The organism is Joostella atrarenae (assembly GCF_021764745.1).
GTDB lineage: Bacteria > Bacteroidota > Bacteroidia > Flavobacteriales > Flavobacteriaceae > Galbibacter > Galbibacter atrarenae.
In genome coordinates this window covers 192,622-209,023 of sequence record NZ_JAETXX010000005.1, presented here as the reverse complement: position 1 = coordinate 209,023, position 16,402 = coordinate 192,622, and the positions used below count along the sequence as shown (strand labels likewise).

Genomic DNA, 16,402 nt, shown 5'->3' with positions numbered 1-16,402 from the left:
ATTAAAATATACGTATTTATTCTCAAATAAATAAAGAATTTTCATCAAAAAACATAGTGAAAATCATCAACACGAGTACTACAAAGGTTTTCATAGATATGATGATGAGATACTTTTTTATAAAATTTACTTATAATCAATAAATTACAGTTTCAAAATAAGAAATCTTAATATTAGCGGTTATTAGTTACATCATTTAGTTTCGCGAAAATAATCTAAAAAAAGGAAATGAATTATATTTTTTAGAAAAAAATCTTCTTAAAAAGAAATAATCTATACTTACAAAAACAAAAAGCTTGGACTTACATAAGTCCAAGCTTTTCTACCAGAATCAAGTATTCTTTAAAGTCTAAACTTAATGACTATGGCCAGTTTCCCCTTTATTTTTTTCAGCCATTAAATAATAAGCATTGTTATAGCTGAAAAGCATATCATTCGTTACTTCTGAAAGTAACTTAATCTCTACCCATCCGTTATGTGTAATACCTGTTTTAATTTCTACAGGAGTGAACCTCCATATAAATTGACCGTTTTCTTGTTCTTTTGTTGCTGTAAAAACAAAACTTTTACCTTCCTCTTTTACAATTGCATCTTCAGGCAAAGCATAAACATATTCTTCTGAAGTACTAATTATACCGTTTGCATACATTCCAGGAATTAGGTTTTCATCTTCATAATCTATATCTGCATGAACATGAATAGCTTTTGGAGATGTTTCAAATTTCTTCCCTATAGAAATAATAGTTGCTTTTAAAACCTTATTAGGGATGGACTGCACTCTTAAGTCTATTTCTTGCCCAATTTTTAATTTATATACATCTCTTTCAAAAACCATCAAATCTGCATGCACATGGTCATTATCTACAATCATAAACATAGCATCTTGAGGGTTTACATACTGCCCAATTCCTACAGTTACTTTTTCTATATATCCATCAATAGGACTCACCACAGAAACCTCTTCTACAATATTCCCATCTGTAATCCCTTTTGGATTTATGTTTAAATGCTTCAGTTGAGATTCATAACCTTTTACTAACCCAGACAACGTTTTATATTCCGATTGCGCCTGCTGAAAAGATTTCCCAGAACCAACTTCTGCTTCATATAATTTTTGTTGACGATCTAAGTTTTGCTTCGAAAAAACCATATCGCTATAAGCTTTAATATAATCGGTTTGCAATCTTGTTAAGTCCGGATGCGTAATTGCGGCTAATACTTGTCCCTTTTGCACCTTATCTCCTTCAATAACTTTAATTTCAGTTACGTTTGCTCCAATAATCGCTGTTACTGTTGCTTCATATTGTGGCGGAACTTCCAATTCCCCATTTGCTTCTACAATTCCTGATAAAGGTTTTTTAGATAATGAGTCTACTTCTATTCCTAAACTATTAAATTTTAATTCTGAAAGTTCTAAAACTTCACTATGTCCCTCTTCTGCATGGCCATGAGCACCTTCATTCGCAGAATTATTATGTCCTTCCCCATTTGATTCTTCTTTCTTTTCTGCTGAACAGGAAAGAAAGGATATTATTAATCCTAAAAAGAATATTGATTTTATAAGTATATTTTTCATTGCGCTATTTTTATTTTGAAGTCTTTAAATAATATTCTAATTGATATCTACTTGTATAATAATCCCTAAATGCCAACCATGAATCTACTTCTATGGTAATAGCATCTCTTGTATTCTGAAGAAAAGTAACATAATCTACCGCTCCTTCTTTATAGGCTAAAACGGCTCCTGTAATTTGCTCTTCTGCTAATGGCAACGCCACCTCTTTATAATATAACCAAGCATTTTGCCATTTCTGATAGTCTTGGATTATCTGCTGGTATTTTGCATTCATCGTTAACTGCTCTTGTAAATAATTTTCTTGAGCAATTTCTTTTTTAATCTGAGCCTGTTGTTTTTTTCCTAATTGCGGACCAAAAAATAAAGGAATCTCTAATCCTATTTGATATTTGTAGAAACCAGATTGTCCGGCTATCTCTTGTTCTGAATATTGTCCTTGTAATTTAGGGAGAAAAGCAGCTCGCTCTTTTCGATTCGATGCTTCTGCTACTGCAACTTGTTGTTTATACATCTGAAGCAAAGGATGAGCTGTTAAAGAGTCTAATTCATACGCCAAAGGTTTATCTATTGTTGAAACTTCCACTTCAGGAATTACAAATAAAGTATCACTTGCCAACCACATATTTAGGTATTGAATTGAACTCAGGTAGTTTCTATATGCTTTCTCTCCTTGGATTTTCACTTGATTAGCCTGATTAGAAGTTGCTAAATATTCTAATTTAGAAGTTTCTTCTATTTCATATCTCAATTTTGCAGCTCTTTCAATATCAGTAAAAAGAGAATCAATTCTCTTATAAACATTATTAATCTTACTAGCCACATATGTATTTACCCAAGCAACACTTACATCTCGTTCTACTTCTATTACAGAAAGCTCTAATCCGTTTTCGGCTAATGCAATTCGCTCTTTTTGCAACTTTAATTTTGGTGCAATTCCAAATAAATCTATTCCTTGTTGCTGAAAACCAATTTTATTATAAATCCCCTCAGAATTATTACCAACCTCTTCTTTTCCAGTAAAAACTTGAGTAGAACCAAAATCCCAAGCTGATTTTTTTAGGACTTCTTGCTCTCGTATTTTTAAAGCTGCAGATTTTAACTTAGGAAAATTCTTAATAGCTAATTCTTGAGCTTCCTCGATAGTAATCTCTTGGGTTTGTATATTCTCTTGAATATTTTGCTGTGAAAAACCTGAAAAACTTACTAACATCAACACTCCAATTGTAAGTGTAGATTTAGACAATTTTAAATTCATTTTATTATTTTTTCTTTCTTCTATTAATGCATATAATACTGGCAAAACAACTAAGGTTAATAAAGTTGCTGTGAGCATACCTCCTATTACAACTGTTGCTAATGGTTGTTGCACTTCTGCTCCTGCCGAGGAAGAGAAAGCCATTGGTAAAAACCCAAAAATATCTGTTGTTGCTGTAAGCATAATAGGACGGATTCTTTCTTTTGTTCCTTGGAATATTTGATCTTTTACATTAATTACACCTTCTTCTTTTAAAGAGTTAAAACGGTTAATTAAAACCAAACCATTTAATACAGCGACTCCAAAGAGAACAATAAAACCTACTCCTGCAGAAATACTAAAAGGCATATCTCTTAACCATAAAGCCATAATCCCCCCAATTGCAGATAACGGAATAGCCATATAAATCATTACTGCTTGCGAGAATGATTTTAAAGCAAAATACAGCAAGACAAAAATTAAGAAAAGTGCTATTGGAACCACCACCATCAATCTAGATTTTGCACTTTGTAAATTTTCAAACTCTCCTCCGTATGAGATATAATACCCCGGAGGAAGGTCCAAATCTTCATCTAGCTTCTTTTGGATATCCTTTACTACAGACTCTACATCTCGTCCCCTAGCATTTATTCCAACATACGTCCTTCTAAAAGTATTATCTCTAGAAATTTGCATCGGTCCAGGACGAAAACTAATATCTGCAACTTCACTTATAGGGATTTGAGAACCGTTAGGAAGGTCAATTAATAAGTTCTTTAGATCATTGATGCTTTGTCTATTTTTAGCATCAAAACGAACCACTAATTCGTAACGCTTTTCTCCTTCAAAAATTTCTCCTGCAACTCCACCCGCAAAAGCTGTACTTACATATTGGTTAAGCTTTTCTATATTCAATCCATATTGAGCTACATTCTTTCTGTTGTAACGAACCGTCATCTGTGGCAATCCAGAAATACGCTCTGCATTTACATCCCCTACGCCTGGTATTGTTTGAATTAATGTTGCCATCTTTTGTGCTTTCTGTGCTAGCACATCTAAATCTTCTCCATAAAGTTTAACAGCTACATCTTCTCTAACTCCAGTAATCAATTCATTAAAACGCAATTCTACTGGCTGACTAAAAACTAAGTTGACTCCCGATAATACTGACAGTTTTTCTTTAATTTTTCCTATAAGCTCATCTTTATTAGTAGCCGAAACCCAATTATCTGGATTCTTATCTAATACGATAAACATATCAGCAATATCCATCGGCATTGGATCTGTAGGGATATCTGCGACTCCAATTCTGGCAACTACTGTTTTTATTTCTGGAAAATTATCTAATAATATGCGTTCTATTTTCTTTGAAACATCAATAGATTCGCTCAAGCTACTTCCTGAGCGTATTAATGCTTGCATTGCAATATCCCCTTCATCTAATTGAGGAATAAACTCTCCTCCCATTCTAGAAAATGTAAATCCACTAATTACTAGTAATGCAACTCCAATTGCAATTACTGCAATCTTAAAGCGAAGAGCCAATTTTAAAAACGGCAAATATGCATTATGGATAGCACCTATAATTTTATTACTTAAGTTCTCTAATTTTAATTCAAACCTCCGGAATCTGCTTTTCTTATCTTGGATAGGTTTCATAAAAATAGAAGCCATCATTGGAACATATGTTAAACACAAAACAATAGCTCCAATCATTGCAAAACCAAATGTAAATGCCATTGGCTTAAACATTTTCCCTTCCACTCCAGTTAAGAATAAAATAGGAGTAAAAACAATTAAAATTATTATTTGTCCGAAGAAAGCAGAATTCATCATGGTAGATCCTGCTTGATAAGAAATAGTATCCATTTCCGCATTGGTTACCCTTTTAGAATTGGATTTTAAACGTTTCTGAATCTCATGCACAGTTCCCTCAATAATAATTACCGCTCCGTCAATTATAATTCCAAAATCTATCGCTCCTAAGCTCATTAAATTTGCCCAGACATTAAACTGCTTCATCAATATAAAAGCAAAGAGTAGTGATAACGGAATTGTTGTTGCAGTGATGATACCTCCACGTAAACTCCCTAAAAGAAGTACTAAAGCAAATATCACAATTAGCGCCCCTTCAATTAGGTTTTGTTTTACAGTGCTTGTAGTTCTCTCAATCAAAGAGCTTCTATCTAAAAAAGGTTTGATAACTAGACCTTCAGGAAGAGATTTTTGCACGACCTTCATTCGCTCTTGGACGTTCTTAATTACTTTACTAGGATTAGCTCCACGAAGCATTAAAACCATTCCCCCAACAGCTTCTTCGCCGTCTTGAGTAAAAGCACCGTATCGTGTCTGACTTCCATAATGAACAGATTCAGCCACGTCTTTTATTAAAATTGGAATTCCATTTATATTCTTAACAGCGATGTTTTTTATATCATCCAAAGATTGTATCAATCCCTCCCCTCGAATAAAATTCGCCATATTATTTTTCTCGATATATGCTCCGCCAGTATTTACATTATTTTTCTCTAATACTTCAAAAACTTCTGACAAAGACACTTTAGCTGCATTTAGCCTGTTGGGATTGATAGCTATTTCGTATTGCTTTATTTTTCCTCCAAAAGCATTTACATCGATAACTCCTTCTGTTAAGGCTAATTGCCTAGCAACAACCCAATCTTGAATAGATCGTAATCGAGTTGGAGAAAACTCATCTTCATACCCCTCTTCTGGGCTTAAAGTATATTGATAAATCTCCCCCAAACCAGTACTTATTGGGCCAATTGATGGTGAACCAAATTTCTTGGGTATTTCGGATTGTACTTCTATTAATTTTTCTTGTACTAATTGCCGTGGAAGATAAACTCCCATATCATCTTCAAAGACAATAGTTACCACAGAAAGTCCAAATCTAGAAATAGATCGAATTTCTTCTACTCCGGGCAAATTGGCCATTGAAAGTTCAACGGGGTAGGTAACAAATTGCTCAATATCTTCAGTGGCTAAATTCTGAGACATTGTAATTACCTGTACTTGGTTATTAGTAATATCGGGAACTGACCCTAGATTTATGGTAGACATAGACCATATTCCGACTCCCACCAAAGACAAAATAAAGAGTCCGATAATAAGCTTATTCTTTATAGAAAAAGCTATAATATTATTAATCATGTAATTGAATATTAATTCAGTTAAACAAAAGAATAGTAAGTCTGACAATCATGTCAAACAAAAAAATTATGTATACTGAATTATACCCGAGGTGGTTGTAAAATGGAGTTTAAAAAATCATCTTTTATATTAAAATAAAAATGATCCTCTTTTGTAGAGATACTTAAATCGATGACAGCAAAATCATACTCTTCCAAAGTAATCATTGGGATATGACAACACTGACATTGACAAAATGGTGAACATAAGTCTAAATCTAAATCCCCAGGATGTTGATCTTGACTCATCACTACTTTTTCTGAAGTTACATCAACAGCAACCTCATCACTACAAACTAAAAAGCTGAGTGACAAAAAGTAAATAGATAATATTGCCATTAATATTTTCACATTGTAAATATACTCTTTTTATTGTACTTCAAAAACATGTATGTTTCGATTTCCGTAGCAAGTAAAATTAATTAGTGTATTTTGACTAACAGTATGTTTCCATAACATATAGATTATAGACTACCTGCAAGCCTCTTAACTACTCTACGGCTACTTCTTTTAAAACAAAATATGTATTTTATTCTATAAATATTAAGATTAAGATTAATTTGTTTAGTAAAAATACTATATTTACTAGACTATAGGTTTTTACTAAAGAAAACTTATAAAATATTAAACATTATGAGAAAATTAATTACCAAAGGTGCAATTGCATTAGGAGCTACAGTAGTATTTGGTCTCTTCGCTTTTACAAGTGAAAATGATTCTGAGTACACAACTGCCGAGCCATTGTACAAAGAAAAAATGGAGTTTAACAGCAATGGTGAGCTTATGAGACCTAGTCCTGATCTTTACACTTCATGGATTTTTGTAGGCTCAAACGTTGCTCCTGCTGAATTGAACACCGGTAATCCAACATTGTTTCCTGGTTTTCACAACACTTACATGCCGCCTTCGGATTTTGAGCATTTTAAAAAGACTGGAAAGTTTAGAGAGGGTACGCAATTTATACAAGTAAATGTGCTTACAAAAAGAGAACTTAATAGTGGTGTAGGATATTCTGCTGGAGAAATCCATACTATAAAAGCTTCTGTAAAGAGTAAGAAAAGGTTTCCAGACAAACCAGGTAACTGGGGTTATTTTAAATGGAATGATAAACACACGAATCCTCCTGTAGCTTCTTCTAAAGTACAGCCTACAGCCAAATGTAACCAATGTCATGTTGCATTTGCTTCTGATACTGATTATGTGTTTTTACAAAATTACCCAATGTTAAGATTGTATGATCCTAATAAAAAAGTTGACAGAACTAAGATCTAATTATTAGATTAAAACAATTTGATTGTCAAGATTTTTATTAAAACAAAAAGGTCAACTGAAATTAATTTTAGTTGACCTTTTTTTAAAAGTTGACTTTAAGCAGTTCATACAATTAATTTAATTAAAACATAAAAGAAGTAATCCGTATTCTCAATATTTTCAAAGCATTAGAAATATGTGTTTCTACAGTTCTCCTAGAAATATTAAGTTGATTTGCTATTTCTTGATTTGTCAAGTTGTCTTCTCTACTAAGTTTAAAAATTTCACGACAACGATCTGGTAATTCACGTATTATATTAGTCAGCGCATTATCAGTTTGAATAAAAATAAGTTGATCATCAGTAGCAACTTCTGCATCTACTCCTTCAAGATAGTCTTTATGTTTTACACTTAAAGGATTATTTCTAAGCTCTTTATAAACTTTATATTTTATAGCTTGTTTTAAGTAAGCTTCAATATTGGAGCTATCTATTTTTTTTCTTCGCTCCCAAAAATTCATCCAAACCTCTTGTACCAAGTCTTTGGCTATAGCTTCATCATTTAAAATAGATTTTGCCATAATAAAAAGAACCTCCCAATAACGATTAAACAGTAAATGAAATGCTTTTTCATCATCGCTTTTAATGCGATCCATTAGTTGATTGGCAGTAAGTGGAGTGGTGTTATTCATGGCTTTCAAAATAAAGAAAAACACTTCCCTTTTGAGTTAATTTAAAGTAAACTATAAGCTAAGTTCACGTTATTAATCTAATAATATCGGAGATTAAAAAACCCTGCAGAAATTCTACAGGGTTTATTAGAAAAAAAAATCAACTGCTTTCATGGATTAACTCCAAAAAGCACACAAATGAAACTCATTTATTAGAGCTTTAATCTTAATTAGCATTCACTGGTGATTGAGAAGGTGATTCTAATCGATAACTACTTGTTCCAGTGTATGTGTTTCCATACATATCAATTGCTTTTACTTCAATCTTATGGTTTCCTTTTTTTAGTTTAGTTGGTATTTTACCTTTCCATAAATGCTTAGAATCTATTGGATTGGAGGACCTTCTTCCAGGCATTAATTTATTAGTTAAATCCCACTCATAAACTAATACTTCATATGAAGGATCTTGCTCCTGCACATATTCCATCGGCTTCCACTCCCCTTCATCAACTCGATATAAAACCTCATCATTTTCACTTCCGATAAAAAAGTTTACATAAATTCCTGCTTTAGTATTTCTTCCTTCAGCAACGACTTTAGGAACAAATATATTCATCTGGTAATCTGCTGGCTTCCCAGCTACTTTATATTTGACTTCGTATTGGTTTCCTTTAAAATTGATAAAAGCATAACCTTTTGGTGTGCCATCTCTCATTACTGAAATTGGAATTCCATTTTCATCTAACTTCCCAGAATACCAATCGCCAGAAGTAGTTCCAACATTGTAATGATGGTGTGGTTTATCTTGATACCATCCAGATTCTTCATCAAAAAAATCCTGACGTTGAATATGTGTGTGTGCCGATAATGAAAGGGTATTTGGATACTCTTTTAGTAAATCAAATAACTGTTGACGGTCTTCATCTCTAAAGGAATCCCCTTCTGGCTCGCTGATCGGGATATGGAAAGCCAAAACAATTAAATGATCTTTTGGCACATATTTCAAGTCATTTTTTACAAACTCCAATTGATCTTTTCTAAAACCACCCCAATAACTTTTCTGGTCGCGAGGATCGGGATACAAAACATCATCTAAAACAATAAAATGCACCTTTCCTTCATTAAAGGCATAATTAGCTGGACCAAAATGTGTCTCATAGGTTTCATCTGCTAAGTGATCTTCTTGAGCATCGAAATTCAAATCGTGATTCCCTAATAAATTATACCAAGGAAGACCAAGCTCTTTAACCGCTTTTATATAAGGATTAAAAAGGCTCAAATCGTTGCCCACCAAATCGCCCATACTTAATCCAAAAGCCACGCCATCAGTAGTAGCAACATCGCTTACAATCCCACGAGCAAAATAATTAACTTCTTCAAGGGTGTAAGGTTGCGGATCACCAAAAATAAGAGCTGTAAAATCATTTTTCTTTTCGGAAGGTGTTAGTCCAAAATTCACTTCTTTTGGTAATTTTCCTGTAGAGGGAACTCCCTCAAACTTAGTCTTTGGAGAACCTTCTGGCTTATGATTATAGAAAAATTGAGAAAGGTTATCCTCATTCACATTAATTGAGTGATATGCAGGCTTTATAACCGAAATAATAGCATCGTTACTCACAGGAAGTGTGTAAGCTCCATTCTTATCGGTTTGCGCTACTTCTACTCCATTGGTTACAGAAACCCCTTCTATTCCGGCTTCTTTTCTGTCTTTCTTACCATTTTTATTTGTGTCGTTAAATACATATCCCTTTACGGTTGATTGGCTATATGCCATAGATGCTAAAAGAAACACTCCCGTCGTTATAATTATTTTTTTCATTATTTATAGTTTATTATTTATCCCACCAAACTTTTACATTTATATCATCCTTACCGCCTAACATTTCTACTCCTTTAGCATAACCACTTGGGTTTCCTATAGCTAAATCACTAGGATAATATAAACGAGAAGGCATTACCGCATTATTTTCCATTGCGGTTGTAGTTGGTAATTCTGGCAATCCAGTTCTTCTATATTCAAACCACTGTTGATAGTCTGTAAAATAGAGCGCATAATATTTTTGAAGCATTATTTGTTCTAAGGTTCCATTATACGCTACTGCTATATTTTCAAAATATTCATCGGTGACTTCTATCTCTAATTGTTCCATTGCCCCAGATACAGCATTGTTATAATGCATTTCAGCATTAGAAATAAACCCTTTTTGAGCAACCTCAGCTTTTATAAACTCCACCTCGGCATACGTCATTAAAAATATATTCATAGGGTTTGTTACTTGCTCTATATTAAATGTTGAAGCATTGTATTCAAATTGAGAATCTAAACCTTCATAAGCACTAGGAATTCCTTTATAACCTATTTGCTCCCCATCTATATTAGCTTCTGTAGCAATTACAGCTCTTCGTGGATCGTTCCATTCATTTAAATTATCTATAAAAAATGAAGCTACTTTTGTACTTAGCCTAAAATCTTGCGGTCTTCCCCATGGAGAAACGTTTGGTGTTTCACCAGTTACTTTTAAAATAGCCGATTCTTCTGTATTCTCAAAAACAGGATATTTGGATGGATTATTTATTATAGAAGCTAACTTTTCATAAACTTTCAATTCGGTTCTGTTGGATAACCTCAACAATAACCTAAGATGTAATGAATTAGTGAATTTTTGCCACTTTTCTACATCATTATCAAATAATATATCTGCTTCATACACCATTGCTTCTGAAGAGTTGTATAGTGAATTTGCTACTTCTAAATCTGCTAAAATGGTATTATAAATAGTTTCTTGATCGTCAAAACTCGGATATAAAACACCATCCTCTGCGCTAGAAGCTTCTTGCATAGGTATAGGTCCAAAAAGGTCGGTTAAATTAGCATACACCAACGCATTTAAAGTTAATGCAATTGCTTTATAATTATCATCTTCCCGCTCGTCGGCTGCTATCCACATTTCTTTAATATTTTGCGCCCATTTAAAATAATTATTCCATGATGAATTCCCTATTCCTAAACTCACATCATAGCGATGTAGACCTCCAGAAATACTAGGAAATGGAAGCGAAACTTGCATTAAATTAAATGTAATAGCATCACTACGACCTGCATTATGAGAAGCTATGCCATAAATAATGGGATTTAATAAAGTACCTGGACTTATTTCTGAAATTCTATTTGGATCGTCATTTAATTCTTCAAAATCTCCTGTACATGAAACGATGACAGTTAAAAATAAGAAGCTGAATAATACTATAGTTTTATTTTTCATCTGTTAGGATTTGTTATAAATTATCAGAAAAACACTCATCATCTGCTTAAAACTTCAAAGTAAAATGATGAGTATTTTATTTGATTATAATTTGACTTTTAAGTTAACTCCATAAGTTGCTGGAGATGGCATTTGTCCCATTTCTACACCTGGCATAATTCGATTTCCATTTAAAGCTGCTGTTTCTGGATCGTAAATTGGGAAATCGGTAATCATTAATAAATTACTTCCATATAAAGAAATATCTACACCTTGTATCCCGGAGCTTGCTAACCATTTATTTGGTAAAGAATATTGAATACTAACCTCTCGAAGTTTTATATAAGAAGCATCAAAAGAATTTGATTCTACATTAGCACGTCTATAATAACGGTTATACCAATCTGGAGTTACTACTTCAGTTGTATTTGGTGAATAAGTACCATCGCCATTATCCACAACTCCTTCTCCAACAATATATCCAGTATCTCGTCCGTAATAAGTAGAAGTAAGTTTTCCTTGCTGAACCAGTTTATGGTGAGTTTGAGAATATACGATTCCGCCATATTGACCGTCAATTGTGACTCCCGCCGTAAAGTTTCCAAATTTAAACTTATTGTACCAGCCTGCTCTCCAATCTGGCATTGCGTCTCCAATATATTTATAATCCCCAGATTCTGGGTATGCTGGTAAACCCCCTTCATCGTATACAATTTCTCCTTCAGGAGAACGTACAAAACCATATCCATATATAGCAGTTGGAGATTCTCCTACTTTAGCAATCATATAAGCATTTCCTCCAGAATCAATTAAAAATTCATTATCTACTTCATCTGGTAAATCGGATACTCTTCCTTGATTTTTAGACCAAGTTACCGTCGAACTCCAATCAAATTTCTTATTCTTTATGATTTTTCCTTCAAGAGTTAATTCAATCCCTCTATTTCTAACACTTCCAGAATTTACATAAGTAGAACTATAACCTGTGTTATAATCTAAATCTAACTGAATTACTTGATTTTCGGTCTCTATTTGATAAACTGTAGCATCTAAACTTAATCTGTTTTTAAAGAACTTCGCTTCAATTCCTGTTTCAAAACTTGTTGATAATTCTGGTTTTAAATTAGGATTGTATAATGTTGAAGGAACAGTGGCTGAACTAGCAAAATCGCTATTATTATAATACTTACTTGTTTGATATGGATCTGTGTCATTTCCTACTTGCGCATAAGAAAATCTATATTTCAAATAATCCAAGGTGTTTCCTTTTAGATTAAAAATATCTGATAAAATAAAACTTGTATTTACTGAAGGGTAGAAAAACGACCAATTATCTTGCGGTAATGTGCTCGACCAATCATTACGCCCTGTAACATCAACAAAAATTTGATCGTTAAATGAAAAAGTTGCTAATCCATATAAACTATTTACTTTCTTATCGTAATCGGATGTTGAGATGGAAGGACTACTTTTACCATTGGCTAACTTATATACTCCTGGAACTACTAACCCTGTTACAGAAGTAGATGTATATCTGCGTTTTTCTATACGGTTATTACCCCCTACCGACATTTTAAATCCAAACTTTTTAGAAATATCTTTATCATATGATAATAAGAAGTCATTATTGATTTCTTGTTTAAAAACATCTTGATTTCCATAATATCCCTCTGCGTAGCGATTTATACTATAAGGACGTTTAGACTCTCTATCTTGATAATAAGTATTTAAAGATGTTCTTACTAATAAATCTAGATTTTTACCTAAATGTATATTAGCATTAATATTTCCTACTATTTGATTACTCTCCAATGTATTTAGAGATTCGTATGCAATTAAATATGGATTGTCTATGTATGAGCTAAAAGGTTGTATTTGCTGAATATCTTCTTTTCCTTCTTGCCAAATAGGACGATACCAATCTAAATCTACATTTGGATTTTGGAAAATCATAAAGTAAGCTATAGATCCGTTATTATATCCAGTACTAGGAAGATTATCGCTCGATCTATTTGTATAATTTATAACTGCTCCTAAATCTACAAATTCAGAGATTTTATATTTTGAATTGATTGAAGCTGTTATTCTATCAAAACCAGTATTAGGCATTATCCATTCGTTCTTTGTATATCCTATGGAAGCACGCATAGATCCTTTTTCTCCACCACCTTGAATCGATAAATTATTAATATTAGTTACTCCAGTTCTCCAAAAATCTTTTCTATTATCTTTATATGGTTGCCAAAGTTGACGTTCACTAGACTGACCTTCTAAAGCTGGATCATATTGGTAATAATACTGCCCTTTAAATTCTGGCCCCCAAGCACTACTTGTAGACCCTGTATTTCCTCCATCGTCAGACATTCCGTATGAATAATAAGGATTTCCTTCATCATCAAAATATTTACCTGTTCCTTGACCATACTTATATTGATAATCTGGCCAACGCTGGATAACATCAAATGAAGTACTAGAATCAAAAGTTACTCCTAATCCTTTGCTGTTTTTCCCAGATTTAGTTGTTATCATTAAAACTCCATTTGCTGCTCTACTTCCATATAATGCAGCTGCTCCTGGTCCCTTTAAAACGGAAACACTTTCAATATCTTCTAAATTCAAGTCGGATATTGCATTTCCATAGTCAATAGGCGAATCTGCCCCTGTATAAGCCGTACTTGATCCTGAAGTTGTCATCTCTGTATTAACAGGAACCCCATCTACGACTACCAAAGCATAATTTCCGTTTAAATCAAAAGAACTGTTACCTCTTAGAGTTATTTGTTGTGAATTTATAGGCCCAGAACCTGCAGAAACAATATTTAAACCTGCAACCTTCCCTTTCAATCCAGACGACCAGTTTGTAGGCATAGCTTGATCTAGCTTTTCAGATTCTACAGTTTCTTGAGAAAATCCCAACATCTTCTCTTCTCTTTTAATTCCTAACGCTGTAACAACTACTTCATCTAACTCTGATACATCTTGCTCTAATTTAATTTCATAAAAAGTTTTATCTCCAATAGTAAATGAACTTGGAAAGAATCCTACATAAGTAATTTTTACTTCATCTCCTTTTTTTGCTGAAATACTAAAGTTTCCATTAAAATCTGTTACCACTCCTATGGCTTTGTTATTTACCTGTACCGTAGCACCAGGTAGCGGTACTCCTTCTTGATCTACTACCAGCCCTGTTACGGTTACTTGCTCTACGACTTGCACCTCACCTCTTACTGGATTATTACTTATTTTAGAAACACTTATTAATTCGTTAACTCTATAAAAACGTAATTGTTTTTCTTTAGAAATAGATTCCAACAAATACAATAAATTAACCTTTCCTGCAGCGGTATATACAATTGTATTAGTATTTAGATAATCTTCAGATATCACAAAATTATAGGCTGTTTCTGATTCTATAATTCCAAATAATTCTTCAAGTTTGTAAGTATTCTTTTCTAAAAGAATATTTGAATTCTTTAATGTCTGCCCATTTATTTCGGTAGCAAATAAACCATGCAATCCTAAGACTATCATTATATAAAAGGTGGAAATACGCATAATTAATTTATGACATTTACTTGCTTTTTTTTTCATATTTTTATTGCGGTTTAATCAATTACAATAAGTTTGATTTGTGTTGACTGATACATTTTAAATTTGATATGATTATTCTGTTGAAGGGAGTGTTGGCGCACTTCCTTTTTTTATTTCTTATGTTTTCATTTTTCTGTCTTTTTCTGTGGGTTATAGATTAATATTTGGTTTTTAGCTATGTGTTTAAAAGTTAAATTTGTTGCTTTTGTGACAGCCATTAGAATAGAAGTAAGACTCTGATTGGCAAAGGTTCCGCTTACTTTTACATCATTTAAAATTGAATTTTCTAGATCGATAGAAACTTCAAATTTTTTCTCTAATAGCTTCACTATTTCCAATAAAGAAGTATTGTTAAACGTCATTGTTTTGGTCATCCACAAGAGCTCTTCTTTAGGATTAAATAATTCTGTATCAATCTTTTTATTTTTTAAATTGAAGTTTATCTTTTCATTTGGCTTTAAAACCTTTGAAGTTTGAAGCCCTTTTACGTCTACTGAGCCTTCTACTAATGCTACGGAAATTATATTGCCATCCATTTTAATATTAAACTGTGTTCCTAAAACCTTCGTAATAATATTATTTGCTGTAACTGTAAAGGGACGCTTTTTATCTTTGGAAATTTTAAAATAAGCCTCCCCATTTAAAATAACATGCCTGCTATTGGATGGAAATTTATTTGGTAATCTTAACTGACTATTTTCATTTAAAGTAACCACACTACTATCTTGCAAAACAATATTTTTTATTTCGTTCTCATTTGTAGCAATCAATATGTAAGAAATAGTTTCTTTAGGATTAAAAGCAAACCATGTAGAAAGTCCTACGCCTATTAGTACAATGATACTCGCTGCTATTTTATACCAATTAATAGGTGTTTTAGCTGTCGAGCGTTTTACAAAACGGTAAATTTCGCTTTGCACTCTATTTTTATGTAATTGTGACTGAAAAATTGTTGCTTCATTTGTTTCTATAAAATGAGCATCAAATTTTTCTAGAAGTGCGTTTTCCTCAGAAGTAGTTTTTCCTTTTTCGTATTTCTCTAAAAGGTATTTAAATGTTGATTCTTTCATGCTCTTGTTATCGGCTTTCAATAGTAGATACCAAAAACCGCAGAGCACACGTAGTGAAAAATATAAAAAGCACCGCCATTTAACCTTTTGTTTAAATAGCGATGCTTTTATTTACATTGAATTAATAATTTCGATATGTTAAAAGTTAAAATAAAGTGTCAAGCTTTCTAGCTTTATTTAAGGTCACAAGCATAATGCACAGTAATTTAAAAACATCCTCTCGATACTTAATATTAATCCCTCCTATTCCTTTTATTCTTTCTCCAAACAAAATAGAATATTATTAGTAGGATTGGGATCATAACGTAAATAATTACTTCTGACCACGATTGTAAATTTATAGGATCATTATTTCCTGGTTTTGGAATCCCATCTGGAGATTGTAAAGCAAATGTTGCTATTGTTAAAAAATTCATGATTTGTAGCTTTTTTGGTTATAGCTAGAAGATACAATTAATAGCATAAAAGAGCATGGCATTTTAGATGATTTTAACCTTTACAAATAAAGGTTTACAAACAATAATAAGCCATTTTGAACGATTAAAATGAAAGTAGTTAC

At 32.5% G+C, this 16,402-nt stretch carries 10 protein-coding genes; 1 reads left to right on the top strand and 9 read right to left on the bottom strand.

Features of this window, described 5'->3' with window-relative positions:
* Nucleotides 1-355: 355 nt before the first annotated feature.
* From JM658_RS10015 to JM658_RS10005, 3 genes are all read right to left on the bottom strand, one after another.
* A complete protein-coding gene (locus tag JM658_RS10015) occupies nt 356-1,576 on the bottom strand; it encodes an efflux RND transporter periplasmic adaptor subunit (protein WP_236959122.1) in 1,221 nt (406 codons plus the stop codon).
* Between the two features lie 10 nt (nt 1,577-1,586).
* Entirely contained in the window at nt 1,587-5,981 is a 4,395-nt protein-coding gene (locus JM658_RS10010) for a CusA/CzcA family heavy metal efflux RND transporter (protein WP_236959121.1), read from the bottom strand.
* An 80-nt stretch (nt 5,982-6,061) separates the two neighbouring features.
* A complete protein-coding gene (locus tag JM658_RS10005) occupies nt 6,062-6,358 on the bottom strand; it encodes a DUF6660 family protein (RefSeq protein WP_317207868.1) in 297 nt (98 codons plus the stop codon).
* Nucleotides 6,359-6,652: 294 nt separating this feature from the next.
* Between JM658_RS10005 and JM658_RS10000 the strand changes: the two genes are divergently transcribed.
* On the top strand, nt 6,653-7,291 hold the full coding sequence (locus JM658_RS10000; protein WP_236959119.1) for a cytochrome P460 family protein: 639 nt from the start codon (nt 6,653-6,655) through the stop codon (nt 7,289-7,291).
* A 121-nt stretch (nt 7,292-7,412) separates the two neighbouring features.
* On the opposite strand, the gene JM658_RS09995 is transcribed toward JM658_RS10000, so the two are convergent.
* The 6 genes from JM658_RS09995 to JM658_RS09970 form a co-directional block, all read right to left on the bottom strand.
* Nucleotides 7,413-7,961 (bottom strand): RNA polymerase sigma-70 factor, encoded by a 549-nt coding sequence (locus tag JM658_RS09995; protein WP_236959118.1) that lies wholly within the window; start codon nt 7,959-7,961, stop codon nt 7,413-7,415.
* A 205-nt stretch (nt 7,962-8,166) separates the two neighbouring features.
* The gene (locus JM658_RS09990; RefSeq protein ID WP_236959117.1) at nt 8,167-9,759 is read right to left on the bottom strand and encodes a calcineurin-like phosphoesterase C-terminal domain-containing protein; all 1,593 of its coding nucleotides are present in this window, start codon (nt 9,757-9,759) and stop codon (nt 8,167-8,169) included.
* Nucleotides 9,760-9,772: 13 nt separating this feature from the next.
* Complete coding sequence (locus JM658_RS09985) at nt 9,773-11,203, bottom strand: SusD/RagB family nutrient-binding outer membrane lipoprotein (protein WP_236959116.1); 1,431 nt, start codon at nt 11,201-11,203, stop codon at nt 9,773-9,775.
* Between the two features lie 84 nt (nt 11,204-11,287).
* Entirely contained in the window at nt 11,288-14,773 is a 3,486-nt protein-coding gene (locus JM658_RS09980) for a SusC/RagA family TonB-linked outer membrane protein (protein WP_236959115.1), read from the bottom strand.
* A 125-nt stretch (nt 14,774-14,898) separates the two neighbouring features.
* Nucleotides 14,899-15,843, bottom strand: coding sequence for a FecR family protein (locus JM658_RS09975; RefSeq protein WP_236959114.1), 945 nt, complete (start codon nt 15,841-15,843; stop codon nt 14,899-14,901).
* 233 nt (nt 15,844-16,076) lie between these two features.
* Complete coding sequence (locus JM658_RS09970) at nt 16,077-16,259, bottom strand: adenylosuccinate synthetase (protein WP_236959113.1); 183 nt, start codon at nt 16,257-16,259, stop codon at nt 16,077-16,079.
* Between the last annotated feature and the right edge of the window lie 143 nt (nt 16,260-16,402).